18 protein-coding genes and 1 pseudogene are annotated in these 21,774 nt (G+C 44.1%); 12 read left to right on the top strand and 7 right to left on the bottom strand.

The genetic code is table 11. From position 1 onward, the window contains the following. Window positions 1–120: 120 nt before the first annotated feature. Window positions 121–964 (top strand): annotated as a pseudogene (locus tag AAFP14_RS25745) (RNA-guided endonuclease InsQ/TnpB family protein); the annotation flags it as partial. Window positions 965–979: 15 nt separating this feature from the next. On the opposite strand, the gene AAFP14_RS25740 reads toward AAFP14_RS25745, so the two are convergent. Beyond that, window positions 980–1,177 carry a serine aminopeptidase domain-containing protein gene (locus AAFP14_RS25740; RefSeq protein ID WP_341735017.1) on the bottom strand — a complete coding sequence of 66 codons (198 nt, stop codon included), beginning with the start codon at window positions 1,175–1,177 and terminating at the stop codon, window positions 980–982. A 261-nt stretch (window positions 1,178–1,438) separates the two neighbouring features. On the opposite strand from AAFP14_RS25740, the gene gcvH reads away from it, so the two are divergent. From gcvH to AAFP14_RS25725, 3 genes are all read left to right on the top strand, one after another. Further along, a complete protein-coding gene (gene gcvH, locus AAFP14_RS25735) occupies window positions 1,439–1,828 on the top strand; it encodes a glycine cleavage system protein GcvH (RefSeq protein WP_341735016.1) in 390 nt (129 codons plus the stop codon). 455 nt (window positions 1,829–2,283) lie between these two features. Continuing rightward, window positions 2,284–5,160, top strand: a complete 2,877-nt coding sequence (gcvP, locus tag AAFP14_RS25730) for an aminomethyl-transferring glycine dehydrogenase (RefSeq protein ID WP_472851091.1) — start codon at window positions 2,284–2,286, stop codon at window positions 5,158–5,160. Between the two features lie 496 nt (window positions 5,161–5,656). Next, window positions 5,657–6,769 (top strand): SPFH domain-containing protein, encoded by a 1,113-nt coding sequence (locus AAFP14_RS25725; protein ID WP_341735015.1) that lies wholly within the window; start codon window positions 5,657–5,659, stop codon window positions 6,767–6,769. A gap of 174 nt (window positions 6,770–6,943) precedes the next feature. Here the strand turns inward: AAFP14_RS25725 and AAFP14_RS25720 are convergent, their stop codons facing one another. After that, a complete protein-coding gene (locus tag AAFP14_RS25720) occupies window positions 6,944–7,072 on the bottom strand; it encodes a hypothetical protein (RefSeq protein ID WP_341735014.1) in 129 nt (42 codons plus the stop codon). Window positions 7,073–7,394: 322 nt separating this feature from the next. Between AAFP14_RS25720 and AAFP14_RS25715 the strand changes: the two genes are divergently transcribed. The 4 genes from AAFP14_RS25715 (at window position 7,395) to AAFP14_RS25700 (ending at window position 11,390) form a co-directional block, all read left to right on the top strand. Then, window positions 7,395–7,709 (top strand): YkvA family protein, encoded by a 315-nt coding sequence (locus AAFP14_RS25715; RefSeq protein WP_341735013.1) that lies wholly within the window; start codon window positions 7,395–7,397, stop codon window positions 7,707–7,709. Window positions 7,710–7,975: 266 nt separating this feature from the next. Further along, window positions 7,976–9,016 (top strand): UDP-3-O-(3-hydroxymyristoyl)glucosamine N-acyltransferase, encoded by a 1,041-nt coding sequence (lpxD, locus tag AAFP14_RS25710; protein ID WP_341735012.1) that lies wholly within the window; start codon window positions 7,976–7,978, stop codon window positions 9,014–9,016. A gap of 217 nt (window positions 9,017–9,233) precedes the next feature. Continuing rightward, on the top strand, window positions 9,234–10,709 hold the full coding sequence (gene glgA / locus AAFP14_RS25705) for a glycogen synthase GlgA (protein WP_341735011.1): 1,476 nt from the start codon (window positions 9,234–9,236) through the stop codon (window positions 10,707–10,709). 309 nt (window positions 10,710–11,018) lie between these two features. After that, window positions 11,019–11,390, top strand: a complete 372-nt coding sequence (locus tag AAFP14_RS25700) for a DUF4342 domain-containing protein (protein ID WP_341735010.1) — start codon at window positions 11,019–11,021, stop codon at window positions 11,388–11,390. 148 nt (window positions 11,391–11,538) lie between these two features. Here the strand turns inward: AAFP14_RS25700 and AAFP14_RS25695 are convergent, their stop codons facing one another. The 3 genes from AAFP14_RS25695 to AAFP14_RS25685 form a co-directional block, all read right to left on the bottom strand. Beyond that, window positions 11,539–11,688, bottom strand: a complete 150-nt coding sequence (locus tag AAFP14_RS25695) for a hypothetical protein (protein ID WP_341735009.1) — start codon at window positions 11,686–11,688, stop codon at window positions 11,539–11,541. A 185-nt stretch (window positions 11,689–11,873) separates the two neighbouring features. Beyond that, window positions 11,874–12,221: a hypothetical protein gene (locus tag AAFP14_RS25690; RefSeq protein WP_341735008.1), complete on the bottom strand. Its 348-nt coding sequence runs from the start codon at window positions 12,219–12,221 to the stop codon at window positions 11,874–11,876. Window positions 12,222–12,252: 31 nt separating this feature from the next. Beyond that, the gene (locus AAFP14_RS25685) at window positions 12,253–12,423 is read right to left on the bottom strand and encodes a hypothetical protein (RefSeq protein WP_341735007.1); all 171 of its coding nucleotides are present in this window, start codon (window positions 12,421–12,423) and stop codon (window positions 12,253–12,255) included. 274 nt (window positions 12,424–12,697) lie between these two features. Between AAFP14_RS25685 and AAFP14_RS25680 the strand changes: the two genes are divergently transcribed. Continuing rightward, the gene (locus AAFP14_RS25680; RefSeq protein WP_341735006.1) at window positions 12,698–14,566 is read left to right on the top strand and encodes an AAA-like domain-containing protein; all 1,869 of its coding nucleotides are present in this window, start codon (window positions 12,698–12,700) and stop codon (window positions 14,564–14,566) included. Window positions 14,567–15,170: 604 nt separating this feature from the next. Here the strand turns inward: AAFP14_RS25680 and AAFP14_RS25675 are convergent. After that, window positions 15,171–15,947, bottom strand: a complete 777-nt coding sequence (locus tag AAFP14_RS25675; RefSeq protein ID WP_341735005.1) for a 5-formyltetrahydrofolate cyclo-ligase — start codon at window positions 15,945–15,947, stop codon at window positions 15,171–15,173. A 128-nt stretch (window positions 15,948–16,075) separates the two neighbouring features. On the opposite strand from AAFP14_RS25675, the gene AAFP14_RS25670 reads away from it, so the two are divergent. Beyond that, complete coding sequence (locus tag AAFP14_RS25670) at window positions 16,076–18,853, top strand: AAA-like domain-containing protein (RefSeq protein WP_341735004.1); 2,778 nt, start codon at window positions 16,076–16,078, stop codon at window positions 18,851–18,853. 7 nt (window positions 18,854–18,860) lie between these two features. On the opposite strand, the gene AAFP14_RS25665 is transcribed toward AAFP14_RS25670, so the two are convergent. Next, on the bottom strand, window positions 18,861–19,322 hold the full coding sequence (locus AAFP14_RS25665; protein WP_341735003.1) for a COP23 domain-containing protein: 462 nt from the start codon (window positions 19,320–19,322) through the stop codon (window positions 18,861–18,863). A gap of 343 nt (window positions 19,323–19,665) precedes the next feature. On the opposite strand from AAFP14_RS25665, the gene AAFP14_RS25660 reads away from it, so the two are divergent. Together AAFP14_RS25660 and AAFP14_RS25655 are read left to right on the top strand one after the other, a co-directional pair. Beyond that, window positions 19,666–20,163, top strand: coding sequence for an HNH endonuclease (locus AAFP14_RS25660; protein WP_340520766.1), 498 nt, complete (start codon window positions 19,666–19,668; stop codon window positions 20,161–20,163). A 90-nt stretch (window positions 20,164–20,253) separates the two neighbouring features. Further along, window positions 20,254–21,525 carry a DHH family phosphoesterase gene (locus AAFP14_RS25655; RefSeq protein ID WP_341735002.1) on the top strand — a complete coding sequence of 424 codons (1,272 nt, stop codon included), beginning with the start codon at window positions 20,254–20,256 and terminating at the stop codon, window positions 21,523–21,525. The last annotated feature ends 249 nt before the right edge of the window (window positions 21,526–21,774 follow it).

The following is a 21,774-nucleotide window of genomic DNA, read 5'->3' as shown; positions in this document are numbered from 1 at the left end:
CAAAATCTTATCACTTTTGCGAAAGCTTTTAGTTACAAAATACGTATATTTAACAATTATTTGCAATAAGTGGAAATTAAAGCCGTCCTAGAAGGACGGGGCTTTAGACCCAATTTTTTGGTAAAGCCCGAACAAATTTGTCAAGTTAGACTGGTGCCAAAATGTGATTCCTATGTGATTGAGGTGATTTATAATGCCTGTACTGAGCCGGAGTCCACCCTTGATGAAAATCAGAAAGAATCAGTAGCTAGTATAGATTTAGGATTGAATAATTTAGTGGCGTTAACTTCAAATCAGCCGGGATTTGTCCCTTTACTGATTAACGGGCGACCTCTGAAATCAATTAATCAATTCTACAACAAGCGTAAGGCGCAGCTACAATCTCAGTTAAAAGGAAATCGTCAAACCTCATCACGGATTCAGCGCCTCACTCGTTGTCGCCATCAAAAAGTAGATAATTACTTGCACCACGCGAGTCGGAAAATCATCAATCTGCTCGGATCACAAAAGATAGGAATGCTAGTAATTGGCAAAAACCTACAATGGAAAAGTGAGATTAATTTAGGAAATAAAACTAATCAAAACTTTGTCAGTATTCCTCATGCTCGACTAATTGAAATGTTGAAATATAAAGCTGAATTGATCGGAATAAAAGTAATAGAGCAAGAGGAATCCTATACTTCCAAATCGAACTTCCTGAATTTAGATCCAATTCCTGTGTATGGGAATATTGATGCTCACAATGTCACATTTAGTGGTTCGCGAATTAAGAGAGGATTGTACAAAACATCGTGCGGTCGATTGATTAACGCTGATGTTAACGGGTCTTATAATATTTTGAGAAAAGCTTTTCCCTTATGCCTTCAGCAATGGGATAGAGAGCTGCGTAGCTCAGCCGAGGCGGGTTAATCCGCTCGAAGTGAAAGCGAAAGGGGAGGGACTCAATGCCTCCTTAGTCATGTAATAGATGACTATACTTTTACCAGCTATTATACTCCGAAGGCTTTCCCTGACTGGTACCGTAACCTTCATAATCATAGGCAAACACAGCAAAACCGCTCTCACGAATCTCTCCTATTACCCACAAAATTCCGCTCAAATCTTCTGCATTTCCGTGACTGTAAAGTATGGTATATTTAGCTTGCGGGTTAGGAAAATGAAGGGCAGAAATTTTCACGCCATTAGCTGACTTAATTTGGATAACTTGCCTGCTCTCATTCTGACTAGATGAGGGAGGTTGAAAAATTAGCCTTTCTGAAAAAAAGAAAGCATAAAAACACAGAAATGCGTAAATAAAAATAATAGAGCGCATCAGTCGTTGGACAGAAAAATCTCCAAAAAGCAAGCGTTTAATGTTTTTCCTATTCTTGTTTGCCATCTCTAAACGACCATAGTTTAATAAGATTTAGTTGATACTTTATTTATTGCGAGAAAAGACATGGCACTAGAATACCCCGATGACTTGAAATACCTAGACACCCACGAATACATCCGACTCGAAGGCGAAATAGCCACTATCGGTATCAGCGCCTTTGCCGTGGATCAACTAGGTGATATCGTATTTCTGGAATTGCCAGAAGTAGGCGCAACCCTGGAAAAAGGCGAAGCTTTCGGTACAGTCGAGTCAGTGAAAGCTGTTGAAGACTTGAAAGCACCCGTTACGGGAACCGTCATCGAACGCAATGATGCCATTGTAGAATCTCCTGAGAATTTAGCTGAAGATGCCTATGGCGCTGGGTGGCTGTTGAAAGTGCGCGTGGCAGATTCTAGCGAAGCGAATGAGGCTTTGTCAGTGGAGGAGTATCGCAAAATGGTGGAAGGGGAATAGGGAATAGGGAATAGGGAATGGGGAATGGGGCCGAAAGTATTGGGCATTCGTAGCCCTCTCTCCCACTCTCCCCTTTCCCCTTTTCCTTCTGTCAGTGATATCAATTCCGGTTGCATGGTCATGATTTAACCGCAGAGAACGCAGAGAACGCAGAGGGAGATTCAGAGAGAGATGAATAATTCCGATGAACAGAGAATTTGATCTACATCCGTTAAATCCGTTACAAAATCCTTAGCCGAACTTCCTCCTATCCGTTCAATCGATTACAAAATCTGTTGCCGAACTTCCTTCTTCCTTTGCAAAATGTTACAAACAAAGAAGCAAAAGTCTATTCAGGAGAATCCGCCTTGGTACTCTACAATTCTGAAATTGAGTCGAATCAGCAGCAAAAGCTCACTCCCATCGATGGTTTTGCGTGCCGGCACATTGGCCCGACACCAAGGGAAATTCAGGAAATGCTCGATGTTTTGGGTATCGATAGCCTCGATGATTTGATTGACAAGACAATTCCGGTGGCGATTCGCATTCAGCAACCCCTGGAATTACTTGGTGCAAAAAGCGAGTATGCTGCATTGGCAGAATTAAAAGAAATTGCGGCAAAAAATCAGGTATTTCGATCGTACATCGGCACTGGATATCACGACTGTATCACTCCTGCGGTAATTGGGCGCAATATCCTAGAAAATCCCGGCTGGTATACAGCTTACACTCCCTACCAAGCCGAAATTGCCCAAGGGAGATTGGAAGCTTTGCTGAACTTCCAAACGATGATAATTGACCTCACAGGTTTGGAAATTGCCAACGCTTCTTTGCTGGATGAAGGAACGGCGGCGGCGGAAGCGATGGCGGTGAGTTACGGAGTCTCCCAGAATAAGGGAAAAGTGTTTTTTGTTTCTCAAGATTGCCATCCTCAAACCATTGAAGTTGTGCAAACTCGCGCTAAGCCGCTGGGAATTGATGTGATTGTGGGCGACCATCAAGACTTTAAGTGCGATCGTACAATCTTCGGTGCCCTGCTACAATACCCTGCAACAGACGGCGCAATTTACGACTACACAGATTTTATCGCATCAGCCCACGCCGTCGGAGCCTTAGTCACAGTTGCCGCCGACATTTTGAGCCTTTGCGTACTTACACCTCCAGGGGAATTCGGCGCTGACATAGCTGTAGGAAGCACTCAGCGCTTCGGAGTCCCCCTGGGATTCGGAGGACCTCACGCAGCCTATTTCGCCACGCGAGAAGAGTTTAAAAGGCAAGTTCCAGGGCGAATTGTTGGCGTTTCCAAAGATGCTAACGGCAAATCTGCTTTACGTTTGGCATTGCAAACTCGCGAACAGCACATCCGCCGCGAAAAAGCAACTAGCAATATTTGTACCGCTCAAGTTTTGCTAGCAGTGATGGCAGGTATGTATGCTGTGTATCACGGGCCCCAGGGACTGAAACAAATTGCGGAACAAGTACGCAGTTTAACTGTTATTTTAGCTGCCGGTTTGGAAGGCTTGGGATACAAAATTGGTGCTGCACCTTTCTTTGATACTCTGCGCGTCGAGTTAGGAGATAAGCCACTTGCTGAAATTTTAAAAGCGGCGGAAAATCGCCAGATAAATCTCCGGGTGTTTGATGAAAAAACAGTGGGAATTAGTCTGGATGAAACTGTGACGGCGGCCGATGTCCAAGAATTGTGGACAATTTTTGCTCTGGATTCTGATGGTATGGGGGCTGAGGCTGAGGCTGTGCTGAAAATTTCCCTAAATGGAGATGCTGTTACTTCATCTTTGATGTTACCTGCTTTTTGCGATCGCACCAGCAACTATCTCACCCATCCAGTTTTCAACAGCTACCACTCGGAAACCGAACTGTTACGCTATATGCACCGATTGGAAGCCAAGGATTTATCGCTAAATACCTCGATGATTCCCTTGGGTTCCTGTACGATGAAATTGAATGCCACAGCGGAAATGCTGCCGGTGAGTTGGCCGGAATTTAGCAAGATTCATCCCTTCGCACCAAGCCATCAAACTCGCGGCTATCAAATGATGTTCGTGCAACTCGAACAATGGCTGGCAGAAATCACCGGTTTTGCCGGAATTTCCTTGCAACCAAACGCAGGTTCCCAAGGGGAATATGCGGGTTTATTAGTAATTCGTCAATACCACGAACATCGTGGCGAATCTCACCGCAATATTTGTTTAATTCCCCAGTCAGCCCACGGCACAAATCCGGCTAGTGCGGTGATGGCGGGGATGAAAGTAGTGGCGGTTAATTGCGACTCTCAGGGAAATATTGATGTTTCTGATTTGCAGACAAAAGCCCAGAAGCACAAAAATGAACTAGCTGCTTTGATGGTAACATATCCATCGACTCATGGCGTTTTTGAAGAAGAGATTAAAGAGATTTGCGAGATTGTCCATGAAGCTGGCGGACAGGTTTATATGGATGGCGCAAATATGAATGCTCAAGTCGGTTTGTGTCGTCCCGGTGATTTTGGTGCGGATGTTTGTCACTTGAATTTGCACAAAACTTTCTGCATTCCCCACGGTGGCGGCGGGCCTGGTATGGGGCCGATTGGAGTGATGTCTCATTTGGTGGAATTTTTGCCTTCTACTGATATAGAATTAAGAGCTTACGCCCTCGCAAAGAGGGCGGGCACGGGGGTACCGCCCCTACAATCGGGGGGGAGCAAGATAGAATCTGTGGGTGCTGTTTCGGCCGCGCCTTGGGGAAGTGCCAGCATTTTGACTATTTCTTGGATGTATATTCGGATGATGGGAGGAGTTGGTTTAACTGAGGCGACAAAAGTTGCAATTCTGAATGCGAATTACATGGCAAAACGGTTAGAATCCTATTATCCAGTTTTGTATAAAGGGAAATCTGGTTTAGTCGCCCATGAGTGTATTTTAGATTTGCGCAATCTCAAAAAATCGGCGGCTATTGAAGTGGAAGATATTGCCAAACGGCTGATGGATTATGGCTATCACGCGCCGACTGTTTCCTGGCCAGTTGCGGGTACGGTGATGGTGGAACCGACGGAAAGCGAATCTAAGCAGGAATTAGACCGTTTTTGCGATGCGATGATTGCGATTCGTGGGGAAATTGCGGAGATTGAAAATGGCAATGTTGATGCGCAAAATAATGTGTTGAAAAATGCGCCGCATACCGCAGAATCTCTGATGGTTGATGAGTGGAATCGTCCTTATACTCGCGCCCAAGCTGCTTATCCGACACCTGGGACTCGCGAACATAAGTTTTGGCCTGCGGTGGGTAGGATAGATAATGCGTTTGGCGATCGCAATTTTGTCTGTTCTTGTTTGCCAATGGAAGCTTACAATTAAGGTTGTCATCCATGTAAATCTAGTTTTTATCTGAGTCTAGATCCCCCTAAATCCCCCTTAACAAGGGGGACTTTGATTAGTTCCAGTCCCCCCTTGTAGGGGCGGTGCTAAGAGTCCCCACCCTCTTGACTAGGGGGGCTTAAAATACCAGCAACCAACAATAAAACTCAAACAACTCTTGCTCCCCCCCTTACCAAGGGGGGGCTGGGGGGGGTTAAAATATCAGCAACCAACAATAAAACCCTATATAACAATGACAAAACTCTACAACAAAAACTGAGAAAAATTCAAACGACAATTGCTTCTATATCTAACTGCAAATAGCATTTTTATGACCCTCACTTTTAACTAGATGCAAACTAGATTCAGTCCGGGCTGAATTACCAGGAGTCCAGAAGTATAGAATAGAGGTTGCTGAACCGGCACACTGCCCGATCGCTCGCCCCCAGCAATTTGTTACCCTAAAAGTAGAATCTCCCTTCCCTCAACTCCTCCCATGAACAACGCTTCTCCCCTGATTCAAACCGTTACACCCGAACGCTGGGCCGGCTTTAGCATGGACTTTATTGGGGCCGGTTACGCGGGTTTGGTGGTCAAAAACGGCCGCGTGGTGCGTACCCTGAAAGCGGGACGCCATTTCACCTTCGCCCTTCCCTTGCTGGAACAGTGTCAAATTGTCCTGGTAGATACCAAACTGCGTAACTTGGACGTGCAATCCCAAGGAGATTTTTTGTCGAAAGACCGGTTTTTAATTGATGCTACACTGACAGTTATTTATCAAGTTATAGACCCCAAAAGAGTAGCTTTGGAATTGTCCGATCCTATAGCTGCTTTAGCAAGTGCTGTGAAAGATTGCATGGGAGTTGCGATCGGGCAAATTCCCCTCAACCAGCTTATTAGTCAAGGAAGGCTGTTGCTGCGTCAAAATTTACTCGATCGCGTCCAAGATTTCTACACTTTAGGATTTACCTTAGAAGATGTCAGAATTGGCGATGTGAGTTTTCCTGAAACAAACGGAGTGATTCGCCAAGTTGAAGGAATGAGCGCCAGACAAGAAGCAGAAAACTCCGCCTCCCTACAAATGAGAATTGCCGAAGCAGGGCGACCTATTCTGCCTCAAGCTCCGGTACAACAGTTAAACTTAATATCAGCTCAATCTCCAGCAAATCTGCCAACTTCTGATAGCGCCGGATTCGATCGCGATTTACAAGAACTCACAGCACAACTGGCTCAAAATAGTTTACCAGCACCTCAAAATCGCCCCCAACTTGCACCCACGGTATTGGCAAGTAGCGATCGCCAAACAACCGCATACTTAGTATACAAACTTTCAGGACAGGCGATCGCCCTCACCGCCAATCCCTTTACTATCGGACGGGAACCGAGCAATACTTTAGTGTTACAAGATCCACAAAGTTCCCGCTACCATGCTCAAATCCGTCGGGCCAATGACGAACAAGGAAAACAGCGATATCAGCTTGTCGATTGTGGCAGTTCCAATGGTACTTTTGTTGGCGGACAAAGACTGGCGACTCAAGAACCTTTTTGGCTAACTAGCGGCTGCGAAATTGCGATCGGCGACCAAAAATGGACGTTTCAAGGTTCGTAAGGGGGGGGGATTTTGGGGATTAAATTCATGGTCCAGCACTTTTTTAACTACGGGTATTTAATCATACCAAATTTTACATTTTCTACTGAGACAACTTGTGTCGATATTGGGGTTTTCAGTAATTATTAAAATGGGAGAACGATCGCTAGATAGAAAATTAGATGATGCTGAGAATCAATAAATACGTTGAATCGTACAATTTTTACCAGTAATCAATGTTCTTTTTTGCTGCATTTGAGGGAGAAAAGTGTCGGTAATTCCGCCGATCGACTTGTTCAAAATCTTGAAAGATAGAAGTTTCATTTTATACTAAAAAACGGTTCACTACAGAACAGTTTGAAAATTAAAAATAGCAATAGGTGATAGAACACTAATTTGAAATTGACAGCAGCGCAACCAAGCCATTGATATTTTACCAAATGCCCAATGCCCTCCCCCCTCCCCCTAGGGTGGAGGTTGCTCAATGCCCAATTCCTTCCCTTATTCCCCCCTAGGGGCCAGGGGGAGTTCGCCAATTCCCAATACTTCCAAGTAGCATTCTCTAACCAACCCTAGGGGGGATATCTCCACAAGCGTTTAGATCGACAATCTGTAAAGATTGAAAATATAAGTAGAGGACAAGTCGATGAACTTTTCTATACAATCTGTTTACAACTGGTATCGTGACACCATCCGCAACCCCAAGTACCGCTGGTGGATTATTTTGGGAACCCTAGCATATCTGGTAAGCCCGATCGACATTGCCCCGGATTTCCTGCCGGTGATTGGACAAATTGACGATGTGGCGATCGCCGTGCTACTGATTTCGGAAGTTTCCCAAATGTCGATCGACTATTTTAAATCCCGTCAGGCTCAGACAAATTCCACATCTGAAGCCACCGGCAGCTCTTCGGAAGCTAAAACCAGCACCGTTGATGTCGATGCAGTTTCCGTACAATAACTGCGAAAAATAATTCCTGTTAGAGTCCTGGCTTGGCAAAAAAGTCGGGGCTCTTGCTATGGTGTAGTCGCCTGATATCAATTCCGGTTGTACCGTCAGGTGATTTAACCGCGAAGGCGCTAAGGACGCGAAGTTCGAGAAGAGAGAGTTTAATACAGGACGATGAAGAGAGGATTTTATAGGAGTTTTTTGATGCTGCTCAGACTGTGCTCCAAACCTGCTAATTTTAACAATGGTAAATCCCTGTTAAGTACAAATTTTTATAGATGAAATTTAGCCAACTCGTAGAAAAACTGAATTTAGCCAGCAGTCGCACACTCACAGCGTCGGTGGCTACCGATCCCGAAATTACTGGCGCCGCTCCTGTTGATGAAGCTGTGTCGGGGACAATCAGTTATATAGAAGGCGCTAAATTTGCCTCTCATGCAGCCTCGACAAATGCTTCTGCCTTAATTTTGCCCTTAGATGAAAGACTCCAGGCTGAATGTGACGATCGCCACATTGCTTGGATAGCTGCACCCGATCCGCGACTGCTGTTTGCTCAAACCATCGCCCTGTTTTATCAACCGTTTCGCCCAACCTCAGAAATCCATTCCTCTGCCACTATTCACCCCACTGCACAAATTGGTGAAAATGTCTATATAGGCCCCCACGCGGTGATTCAACCTGGAGTGAAAATTGGCAGCAATGTTTGCATTCATCCCAATGTGGTAATTTACCCAGATGCGGAAATAGGCTCTGGCACTGTTTTACACGCTAACTGCGTGATTCACGAACGTACTCGCATTGGGGCAAATTGCGTGATTCATAGCGGTGCGGCGATCGGGAGCGAAGGTTTTGGGTTCGTGCCGACAGCGACAGGGTGGGTGAAAATGGAGCAGTCTGGCTGCACTGTTTTGGAAGATGGCGTTGAGGTGGGTTGCAATAGCACCATTGACAGACCGGCTGTGGGAGAAACTCGCATTGGTCAAAATACCAAGATTGACAATCTAGTACAGGTCGGTCACGGCTGTCAAGTTGGGAAAAATTGTGCGTTTGCTGCTCATGTTGGTATGGCTGGTGGGGTGAAAATTGGCAATAATGTGATTTTGGCTGGTCAAGTCGGGATTGCTAATCAAGCTACAATTGGAGATGGGGCGATCGCCACAGCGAAAGCTGGAATTCATAGTGATGTTGCACCAGGGGCGATCGTGACTGGTGTGCCGGCAATTCCCCACAAACTATTTCTCAAAGCCGCAGCCGTCTACAACCGCCTCCCAGAAATGTACCAATCTTTGAAGCAAATTCAGCGCAAGCTCGATCGATAGTCAGTTGACTGTTGACTGTTGTCATTCTGGCTTAAATACCTTTTTATTTCTTAGTCTTGGAGTGGACTTTGTTTGACTATTGAGCGATTTCAACCGCCGAATGATAAAGGGAGTGGCTTTTTATTTCCAATGGCGGACTTGCTTATTGACCTAAAAATCATATAATTTGTCAAATTAAGAAAAGTTTTTTTGATTCACATAGGAGTTAACAGGAAAAATGTACATCGTACAAATTGCCTCGGAATGCGCCCCTGTCATCAAAGCAGGAGGCTTGGGCGACGTAGTTTATGGTTTGAGTCGCCAATTGCAGAATTCTGGCCATGCAGTTGAGATTATTCTACCCAAGTACGACTGCATGAGGTATGACCACATTTGGGGATTGCACGATGCCTATCGGGATCTCCCAGTCCCTTGGTACGGTGGCGAAATCCTCTGTGATGTTTTTTGTGGCTGGGTGCACGGGCAATTGTGTTTTTTCATTGAACCTCGTTCTCAAGATAACTTTTTTAACCGTGGCTGTTATTACGGTTGCCATGATGACAATATGCGCTTTGCTTTCTTCAGTAAAGCCGCTTTGGAATTTTTACTCAGAACTAACAAACGCCCTGATGTTATCCACTGTCACGACTGGCAAACTGGTTTGGTGCCAGTCATGTTATTTGAAATTTACAAATATAATTGGATGGAAAATCAGCGAGTCTGCTATACCATTCACAATTTCAAACATCAAGGTATGGGCGGTAGCGAAATTCTGCAAGCCACTGGTTTGAATCGAGAGGATTATTATTTTCAGTACGATCGCCTCCAAGATAATTTTAACCCTTTTGCCATCAACTTTATGAAAGGTGGCATTGTTTACTCGAACTTTGTCACCACGGTATCGCCACACCACGCTTGGGAAGCTCATGTGGGTGAGTTTGGCTACGGTTTAGGCCACACTTTGCATTTATATCAAGATAAGTTCCGTGGAGTTCTCAACGGTATTGATTATGATGTGTGGAATCCAGAAAGCGATCGCTACATTCCTCACCACTACACTCAGGAAGATTTGGCGGGAAAAGCGAAAACTAAACAGGCTTTACGCGATCGACTTTTGCTGCGAGATGCTGACAAGCCAATCATTACCTTTATCGGTCGTTTAGATGACCAAAAAGGCGTTCATCTCGTCCACCACGCCCTTTACTATGCTCTCAATAAAGGAGCACAGTTTGTGCTTCTAGGTTCGGCTACGGAAGCGGGCATCAATGCACATTTCCAGCACGAAAAATGGTTTTTAAATGACAATCCCGACTGCCATTTGGAACTCGGATTTAATGAGGAACTTTCCCACTTAATTTATGGAGGTGCGGATCTGATTGTGGTTCCCAGCAATTACGAACCCTGTGGGCTGACTCAGATGATCGGGTTGAGGTATGGGACAGTGCCTGTGGTGCGGGGAGTTGGTGGTTTGGTGAATACAGTGTTCGATCGCGATTACGACAGCAACCATCTCCCAGAAGTACGCAATGGCTATGTATTTTACCAAAGCGACTACTATGCTCTAGAATCAGCATTGGATCGGGCGATTGGCTTGTGGTATGACTATCACGATGAATTTGAAAAACTGGTGGTTCAAGGCATGAATTGTGATAATTCGTGGAAATATCCAGCTAAAGATTATGTAGAAATTTACGAGCTAATTAGACATAAATAATTTAAGTTATTGGTTATTGGTTATTGCCAATTTTTAACCATTAACCGCTAACTATCAATTCTAGTGTTGGATGCAGGTCGAGGCAGCCAATACTGCTTCTTGATGCACAGTTATGGAAGGCTTTAACCGCAGAGGACGCAGAGGACACAGAGGAAGAGAGAGAAGAGAGGTATGGTTGTGAGTTAAAATTCGTGGGTGGAAAGTACGAATCTAGATTGTAGGGTTTCCTTGCCTGTTGTAGTTAGTGGCGATCGCACACAATAAAAGTATAGAAATTTAACGGCTGGTTGCCACCCACCATTACACAAAATGAACTCACAACTAGAACAACAAGTAACTATTCTACAAGCAGAAACAGCCACAGACTCCGACAGGACAAACACAACTGTTGAAACTCCTTTATTCACTTCGGGTTTTTCAACTGAGGAAAAAGTCAGAGTGGAAGAGTTTAAGATTAGTGGCGACTCTTTAAGAGCGAGAATTAAAGAATTAGTTCAACAAGGAAAACTCCGCCGCCTTGTCATCAAAAACTCCCAAGGGCGGACTCTGGCAGACATTCCGCTGATGGCAGGATTGGTGGGTAGCGTCGCAGGGGCGATAGTATTTCCCGTGGTGGCTGCACTGGCGACGGTGGGAGTATTTGTCGCTCATTTGACTATCGCTGTCGAGCGCCAAGAGTAGTATGCCAGAGGGCTGGTTTGTTGCTAGTTACCAGGCTCTTCCTGGTAACGCAGATGTTTTGGCTCTGCCTCTGATTTTACGATACAAGCGAGGCTCTACCTCGCTTGTATCGTTTCCCAGGTTTTTCCTAGGAACCAGTTAACAAATATCAACGCAAATTATCCGGTACTTTCGCCGAGGGTAGATCTAAGTAATTGTAAACAATGCGCCAAATTCGCCGCACAAAATCTCTCACAATCGGGTCATTATAAGGACGTTTAACAAAAATTGCCGCCAAATAACGCTTCCCATTTGGCATATCAATAATTCCTGCATCGCCAACTACAAACCCTATACTCCGGTTTTGTCGGCAATTAGCGATGGGAACAGTGTTCTCAACCGCTGTCGTGGCGATTCGTATGATATCATACAGTCAACTCTTGCCCTCTGCCGTATATTTTATTATTTTATTTTAGAATAATCAGTGGACTCAGTTGAGATAATCTAGATAAACTCAAGTTGGGCGATCGCCTGATTTCTCCCATTCTCTATGGCATCAATCATCGCTTTCACAAACACTTTTCCTTGAGCTACAAATCGTCGATCGCTCAAATGGTCATAAGCTTGCCAATCTCCGCTAACTTCCGCATCTTGCCACAGAAACCAGTCGCGGTAAATTTCACCCCTATCAATATCATCGCACAGAGCCAGCCAATCATCTCCAGTCAAAACATTGGCATCTAATGCTACCAATTCGAGCCACGCTAGTGCTGTGCAAGCATCGATTGCCTCAGCATCAACTAAGTCACATTTCGTAGTCGTAGGTAGCGGAAATTCAAGGGTAGACTTCATGATTTATACCTAATTTAATCCATGAATGTTACTATTTATTAAACGGACTAAATGCCACGGGAAAAGTTTCCCTCTGATGAATCTGTGAGCGATCGAGCTTGGCAGCGGCTGATGCTTCCGTTAAGTTGTTCAGGGTGTTAATGGTGAATATGGCTGTGGTTGCTAAAGCGGCCATTGCCAGTCTGTGTAAAACATTGTTCATTGTCCTGCCCCCTTTTTGCTTCATGTATCTACTATAAAAAATTAATCTATTATCCACGGGGGAGATTGGGGAGTTAAGCATTTTTTTAGGTTAAAATATGTTTAAATTTTGAAGTGGTTGACCGGATAGGGTTTGAGGGTGCGATCGCTAATAAAATTTAAATAATTAAAATTAAGTGAGTGGAAGGTGGCCGACTATCTTCCTTAAAATCCCTTAAAATAGGTAGTTGATAGGTTAAAATTCCTAGATTCCTTCTCCTTTAAGTGCAAGCGAAGTGATCAAGTCAAAACGCGATCGCGGTCGAATTCTCACCGCCCCAGGCTTAAAGAAGCTGAATGAGGCGATCCAAGAATGGTCTGACCGATATAACATTAGAGGTACTCTGACCGAAGTCGAGGCTGAGTCTGGTGTTGGTTCCGATACAGTCAGCAAAATTCGGCAGGGTAGAGAAGGTGCTGACGAAAGTAAAATTCGGCAATTGTTTGCTGCTTTTAATTTGACTTTAGCCAATGGCGACCATCGATCGGCTAAACTAGACAATGGGGAAGATGCCAAGGGGCCAAAGAATTTGCCACCGACTGAAGAAACAGTCGCTAACAGCCGAAGTATTAAGATTTTTATCAGCTATCATAACGTTGAGCCCGATCGCGAATTAGGAAAAAAGTTGGAAAGTGCCTTAAGTGCGATCGGGCATACAGTCTTTACCATCGAAAACAGCATTAAATTAGGAGATAATTGGTTCGATCGCATTAACTACTTCCTGAAAGAATGCGATTATTTACTATTGCTACTGCCACCAACTGTCAACCAAAGCGAACTGCTAACTTATCAAGTTCAGCAAGCAAAAGAATTGCAAGACTCTCGCCCTGACAAAAAGCCAGTAATTTTGCCCATTCGCGTCGGTTTTCCGCTGAGCGAGCCTCTCAATCACGAGTTACGAGGCTATCTTCACCGCATCAAACAAAGGGAATGGAAAACAACCGCAGATACTCCTATTCTGATCGAAGAAATTATGAGTTTGCTAGCCGAAAAAGTCGCCCCTCTCAAAGATGAACCAGCAGATTTAATGCCCAATCACATATTAGAAATTACTAACCATAACATTCCTTTGCCCACAGCAGAACCGGAATTGCCGGGAGGACAAGTTGATGTCAATTCTCAATTTTATGTAGAACGTCCTCCCATCGAAGAAAGGTGTTATCAAACTATTTTGCAGCCCAGCGCCTTAATTAGAATTAAAGCTCCCCGACAAATGGGTAAAACTTCTTTAATGGCAAGAATTTTGCACCACGCATCCTGTCAAGATTATCGCACAGTGCCGCTCACTTTTCAGTTGGTTGATAAAACTGTATTTGCCAATCTCGATAAATTTCTCAAGTGGTTTTGTGCCTATGTAGGGCGAGAGTTACACATCCCCAATCAACTAGACGATTATTGGGATGAAATTTTTGGGAGCAAAGTTAACTGCAAAGATTACTTTGAAAAATATCTGTTGCCACAAATAGACACTCCGTTGGTGTTAGGATTAGACGAGATCGATCGCGTTTTCCAATATCCCGACATTGCCGAAGATTTTTTAGGACTACTGCGGGCGTGGCACGAAGAATCGAAGCGACGCGACATCTGGAAAAAACTGCGATTAATTGTAGTTCACTCCACCGAAGTTTACATTCCGATGAATATCAATCAATCGCCTTTCAACGTCGGACTTCCCGTAGATTTGCCAGAATTCAACGCAGGGCAAATCCAAGATTTAGCAGCGCGCCACAACTTGCAGTGGTCCGAGGCAGAAGTAGAGAAATTGATGGCAATTGTGGGCGGTCATCCCTATTTAGTGCGAGTGGCATTATATCACATTTCGCGATGCGATATGATGCTTAATGAATTAAAAGAAAGTGCGATCGCGGATGCTGGAATTTACAGCGACCATTTGCGCCGCCAATTATGGAATTTAGAAGAATATCCAGAATTAGCCCAGGGCATGAGAGAGGTGGCGACGGCTGATTCTCCGGTGCAATTAAAGGCGATGCAGGCGTTTAAATTGGACAGTTTGGGGTTGGTGAAATTGCAAGGAAATGAGTGCGTGCCCAGGTGCGAGTTGTATCGGCAATATTTTCGATCGCATTTAAGCGCGATCGGGTAAAATAGAGATATCTGTTATCAACAATTCCACATATTGTACGGGTGAGTTCACCGACAATAATTGCCTAAAACCGACAATCTCATAAACCCGCCCTAACTCACTTTTCATAGGGTGGGGGCAGGTTTATTTAATATCGTTTCCGGCTGCATCGGAATGATTTAACCACAGAGAACGCAGAGAACACAGAGGGAGAGAAGAGAGATGAATAATTCCGATGTTACCGGATTTGATATAACCTGTCTGCAAACTTTGAGGCTGTTGGCCAACCCGCCCCTACAAGTTCCACAGGAATAGTGCAAGATTTCAGTCTACATCTTTTTAGATTAAAACTACTCATGAACGATATTTTTTTAATAACTTCAGATAATTGGCTAGATTGGATAACCGTGTTTGGTTATCTAGGTTTTACAGTTTTCATAATGTGGCGGATTTTGGTTGCCAAGTAGATAGATATAACGGATTTATGCCCGCGCTGGAATTTGCATTTATTGGATTGTGAATCTTGTGGAAAAGCAGCAGGAATAGAAATAAGGGCGATCGCTGTCAATGCTCATTTGCCTGAAGATAAATAATAAGATAGCTATATAAAACTACCTTCTTCTGCTTATTTCTTTCCATCTTCGCGTCCTTCGCGCCTTCGCGGTTCGTTCAACTTTCGTAAAATCGGAATTTGTTCTAACTGTTCCGGCCGTATACTATCCCAGTATAACCCGGTTGGACGCGGATAACTTGTATTAGTTTCAATTACTTCCTCGACAGTCACAATCCAATTTAACGCCCAATCGTGAGCCTGCATTGGCAAAAGCGAATCGGCGACTACTTGCAAAGGATGCACTGTTGTCACAATCGGGGTATCAATTTCTACTAACCCGAATTCTGTCAACATTGCCAATTCCAAATCAGCAAATCCTGCCCCTTTCCCGGTTCTTCCCCCATCGCGCGCCACCCCTACACAGCCGACTATTACTAAATCAATGGGTTCCATTTCTGCAAAACTTACCAATCTGCCACAAGCGAGTGCTTTACGGGCGATCGCACTTTCAGTAATCGATACATTTTGCCTCTGTAAATCCTCAGCACTCAACTCAACAAAACAGCGCTCATCTGTCAAGCGCGGTACTGCCATATACAGCCGTTTTCCATCTTGTAAAGCCCGCATCCGCACCGGAATTTGCGCTGAATCGGGATTACACTTAATCGTTTTTGCTTGTTGCCAAATCGATAAACTTGCCAACTTTTCCGCCGCCAACTCGGCCCCAACAAAGTTGGGAATATGGCCAAACGGATCGCCAACAGATGCGGCTTGCTGCTTCAGCAAAGACCAAATTTTGGTTCTTAATTTGTCTTTGTCGTGGTGATATCCAATCCAATCAGTTTCCATCTTGTATTATGGTACAATATGTCATACAAAAGTCTACTTAAATTCTTCAGTCCCCCTCAGCTCGGACTTCGTTTTTGTAGGGGCAATCCCCCCGTGGTTGCCCCGGTTTCAACCGCCGAATGAATTATATGAATTTTACCACCAAACCCAGTTATTATCAAGTAGGCGGGAGTCTGGCAAATAACTCTCCCAATTACATCAAGCGACAAGCAGACGACGACTTCTATAACGGATTGAAAGCCGGGGAATTTTGTTATGTTTTAAATTCTCGGCAAATGGGCAAATCTAGCTTGCAGGTGCGGACAATTCAACGGCTTAGAAGTGAGGGAATTGCTTGTGCGGCGATCGACATTTCGGAAATTGGCAACCGTGGCGTGACCCCAGAACAGTGGTATGCTGGTCTTCTCCGCATTCTCGAAAATAATTTTAATCTGTCAGATGTTGTCAACGTGCGGACTTGGTGGCGCGATCGCAATTTTTTAGCCCCAGTTCAAAGATTGAGCGAATTCATAGAAACTGTACTGTTAGCTAATATTGCCAGTAACATTGTTATTTTTATTGATGAAATCGACAGCATTCTCGCCCTAGATTTTTCCGCCGACGATTTTTTAGCGTTAATTCGCTCGTGCTACAATAAACGAGCCAATAATTCTGAATTCGATCGCCTAACCTGGGCGCTTTTAGGAGTAGCATCGCCGACGGATTTGTGTCGCGACAAGAAGGTCAGCCATAACACCCCCTTTAATATTGGCAAGGCCATCGAATTAACTGGTTTTGACGAAACAGAAGCGCAACCGTTAGCAGCGGGGTTGGCTGAGATTACAGATAGTTCTCAAGAAGTTTTGCGAGAGGTTTTGTATTGGACTGGAGGGCAACCTTTTTTGACTCAAAAGCTTTGTAAACTTCTCTTTGAAAATTCACATTTAATCGGGGATTTACCCCCCCCAGCCCCCCCTTATCAAGGGGGGGAGAAAGAGCAAGTCAATAATTTTATCCAGGGGCAAAAACAGCAACTCAATAATCCTAAAGAGTGGGTGGAGAAAGTGGTGCGTTTAAAAATTGTGGAGAATTGGGAATCTCAAGATGTGCCGGAACATTTATCTACAATTCGCGATCGCCTGTTTAAAGAAAACCAACGCATTGTCAGGAGACTGGGATTATATCAGCAGATTTTAATGCAAGTTGAAGTTATCCCAGACGGCAGTGCGGAACAAATGGAATTGCGATTGACTGGATTAATAGTTAAGACCGGGAATAAACTAACACTAGCTAATCCTATTTATGAATGTATATTTAACACGATTATTATTCAAAAGAAATTAGATAAATTGGCTCCTTACTCCTCTGCTATTAAAGCATGGCTTAATTCTGAATGTCAAGATAATTCACAACTTTTGCAGGGGCAAGATTTACAATCAGCCTTAATTTGGGCAGCCGAAAAAAGTTTAAGAAATGAAGACTTTCAGTTTTTAACAGCCAGCCAAAAACTGATGTTAACCGCTCAAAATCAGCTTTTAGAATCTACTAAACTAGAAGTCCAACAAGCTGTCAATGATGCCCAAAAAGCTAAGTTAGAAACAAAATCTGCCAAACAAAAGGCTAAACAGTGGATTGGTATTGGTTCGGCGGCGCTTGCTGTATCTTTGGCGGGGGCGATCGGTTTTTCAACTCTCGCTTACCAGCGGTTTAAACTAGCACAAGCTAGTATCGAAATTGAACAAACTGGTAGTGATGCTTTACTTTTAGCTGTGTCTCAGAAAACTGAAAATAGTCAAGCTTTGTCAGAGGCTTTACTACGGGCGATCGCATCGGGAAAAGCCTTGAAAAATTTGGTAAAAAACCAACCTCATTTAGAACTATATCCTGCCACTAGACCGCTGTTAGCTTTACAAGTGATTCTCGATAAACTTAGTAGTGAAAAACAGCAGCTTCAACAATCATCTCTGCCACTCAGAAAGATGAATTGGAAAGCTCACAAGGGTGCTATTACCAGTGTGGCTTTTTCCCCAGATAGCCAAATTATAGCTACCGCAGGAGTAGACGATAGCGTGCGGATTTGGAGCTTATCCGGGCAAAAAATTGCTGAATGGAAAGCTTTCCAAAAATCGATAAATATGTTAAGCTTTAGTCCCGACGGCAAAACTTTAGCAACTGGTGGAAAAGATAGCAAAGTTAAGTTATGGGATTTATCGGGGAAAAAAACCTACGAATTTAAAGCCATGTCAGGCTCTGTTACTAGCATTAGTTTTAGCCCGGATAGCAAGTTTTTAGCTGCGGCTGGAATAGAAAGTAATGCTGCTATTTGGCAGATTTTTCCCATCCCAAAAACCCGATTGTTGCCAGTTTTTTTGCCTGGTCATAACGGCTTAGTTAGAAGTGTTAATTTTAGTCAAACCGGGGAATTTTTAACTACTTTAGATGGCAAATCTACGGTGCGTATTTGGGATTCATCTGGTAAGTTAATCCAAAAAATGCCCGTGCAGGCGATCGGCATTAGTTTCAGTCTCAACCAACAGCAGCAGCGCTTTGCTACAGTAACATTGAATGGGAAAATAGGGCTGTGGAATTTGTCAAATCAAGAATTAGTGAAGGAATTTCAAACTTTGCATTTAGATGCGAAATCTATTAGTTTTAGCCCCGATGGAGAACGGCTTGCTACCGTGGGAATTGATAAGACAGTGCGGTTGTGGAATTTAGCAGGGCGGCAAGTTGCTGAATTTGAGTTTGCAGAGAATGTTGTTAGTGTCAGTTGGAGTCGAGATGGAAAGCAAATTGCGGTTGCTGGAAGCAATGGTACTGTCTGGTTGAGGCAAGTTGAAAGTTTAAAAGAATTACTGAAGGAAAGTTGCAATTTTTTCACCAATCAACCGGAGTATTTGACAAGAGTTTCCAGTCTTTGTCAGTAACTGATTATCAATTTACCTTAACAGGTGGAATACTTAAATTAGGATTTTTGATTCTTCTTAATAGTTCTTGTCTCGCTTGTTCAGGATTTTGCCCTCTCGGTATCTGATATAATAACCTACAGGAACCGTCTTGAGGATTGGCTGCACAAATAATCGGTTGACCTGTACGGGATGCACCTGCTGTGACAATATTATCCCAGTTTCCCTGGGATTTGGCATTGTTGAGAATTGCTGAAACTCGCGTACACCGAGTAATCGCATCTTCGCCGGATTCATTGAAATAGTTGTCTGTAACCCACAAAATAACGGGAATATTTTTGCCTTGTTGGTCAGCAATTGTGGCTGGATGGCTACCAGCAGCCCCGCAGAAGAATGAATATGTTTGAGCGAAAGCGGGAAGGTTTGTTAGAATCGGGGCGATCGCTATTATTGACGCGCTAAAAACTGACTTTAAGAGCCAAAATTTCATGGGAATTAATCAGGCTGGCGATCGAAGGTTATTCATAGTCTAAAAAATTAAACTGATGCTTGCCAGGAAGATTAGGGATTTAGGGAAAAAAATCAAAATATGGGCAAACTTTTTCCCCATCCCTGCTACTGGACTCATCAAGTCTAAAATCTCGACAGAAATCCTCGCCCACTTACTCTCCGGGCCAGAAAATAATTCGCCCCAACAAGCATCTGCTGGACTCTAGAGGCTAAACCTGGTATTTTTTCACTTTTGTGTTGAGACTCAATCATTGCTGAACTCACCCCCCTAAACTCGAACCTGTGTTACCATCGGTGAAAATATTCTCGCTTAATAATCAACAATGGGCAATGTTCTGGTGCTGAACGTCTCCTACGAACCCCTTAACATCACCAATTGGCGAAGGGCAGTAGTTTTGTTGCTGAAAGGAAAAGCTGAGCAGGTAGAACACAACGGGAAATTTATTGCGCCTAATTTCCCCCTACCGACAGTGATTCGACTGCGGCATTATGTCCGAGTTCCCTACAAGGATATTCCACTCACCCGCCGGAATATCTTGCACCGGGATGCCCACTCTTGTCAATACTGTAGTTACACTGGGGATGATTTAACCCTCGATCATGTGATTCCTCGATCGCGCGGAGGAGGTGAATCTTGGGAAAACCTCGTCACCGCCTGTATGCGCTGCAACGTCAAAAAAGGCAGCCGAACGCCGAAAGAAGCCGGAATGCTGTTGCGATATCCGCCTCGGAAACCTTACAGCGGTCTTTATTTTGAAGTGACTAAACACGTTAAGAGCGGTATGCACCAAGAATGGCAAAAATATGTAATCGGTCTTTAAAGCCCCTTTCAGCGCAAGCGCGGGGGTTTTTTTGTAGGATTGTTGAGTGTTGAGTTTTAAGTTCAAGAGTTCAAAAGTTCAAAAAGTTTTATGAAAGACCCCCCTAACCCTTCTGATACAACATCGGTAAACAACCAGGTTCAACTAGAAACTGACGATGAAGTTGTAGTATCAAATGTTCCTAGTAAACGACGCAGCAAAGCTGAAGTTCCAGTCGAAGAGAGTCGCCCCAGGAGATTTTCAGACCCTTCGGCCGATCGCCAAGTAGAACAGTTGCGCCAAATGTTGGAGCGACACCGCGGCCAGCGCCAGTTAATCTTACTGCAAGATTTCCCAGACCCCGACGCACTTTCGAGTGCTTGGACTTACAAATTAATAGCGGAACAGTACGACATTAACTGCGATCTTATCTATGCAGGAGCCCTCAGTCACCAAGAAAATATTGCTTTAGTTAAATTGACTGGTTTACCCTTGCAAAGGTGGACGGTGGAAACTGCCAAAACTAAGGATTTATCTGCCTATAAGGGCTGTGTTTTTATCGATAATCAAGGCACTACTTGTCAGTTAACCGCTCTGGTTTTAGGGGCAGGAATTCCGATCGCAGCAGTTATAGACCACCACAGTTTGCAAGGGGAAATGAATGCAGAATTTGCGGATTTGCGCCCCCAAATTCGCGCTACAGCCACGATTTTTACCGAATATTTGCAAGCGGGACTCCTAAATCTTGACGGTAGTGTCAGCCAGCATATTAAGTGTGCTACGGCTTTGATGCACGGTTTGCGATCGGATACCAACGCCCTCCGACAAGCTGAGGAGGAAGATTTCTTAGCTGCGGCTTATTTGAGTAGGTTTTATGACCCCCAGTTGCTGAATGCGGTGTTGCAGTCCTCTCGCTCTAAATGGGTGATGGATGCGATCGAGCGATCGCTCAAACACCGCATTGTCCAGAACAATTTTTCCATCGCAGGTATCGGCTATCTCCGCTATGACGATCGAGATTCCATTCCCCAAGCAGCGGACTTTTTAGTCACAGAGGAGAACGTACACACAGCCCTTGTCTATGCCATTGTTCACGACAAAGATGAGGAAATTGAAGTAGTAATTGGCTCCCTGCGAACCACTAAACTGACTCTCGATCCTGATGAATTTATTAAAGAAGCTTTCGGTAAGGACTCGCAAGGACGCTTTTTTGGTGGAGGCAGAAGTCAAGCGGGAGGTTTTGAAATTCCCGTAGGATTTCTTTCTGGTGGTAATGACAATAGCGATTATGCAAGACTGAAATGGGAAGTATTTGATGCTCAGATTAAGCAAAAATTACTGAAATTAATTAGTCCTACAGACAATCCTGTTTATCATAATTAGATTTGGTAATAGGGAATGGGGAATGGGTAATAGAGCATGGGGAATGGATAATTGGTAAGCTCGACATTCCTGGAGGCAGAAACCCTATTTGTAGGGTGCTCTTCGGCGCACCTTACTGCTATAATTTACCAAAAAATTGGGTCTAAAGCCCCGTCCTTCTAGGACGGCTTTAATTTCCACTTATTGCAAATAATTGTTAAATATACGTATTTTGTAACTAAAAGCTTTCGCAAAAGTGATAAGATTTTG

Origin of the sequence: Microcoleus sp. EPA2 (assembly GCA_020882975.1) — a bacterium.
GTDB lineage: Bacteria > Cyanobacteriota > Cyanobacteriia > Cyanobacteriales > Microcoleaceae > Microcoleus.
This window is presented reverse-complemented; position numbering and strand designations above follow the sequence as displayed.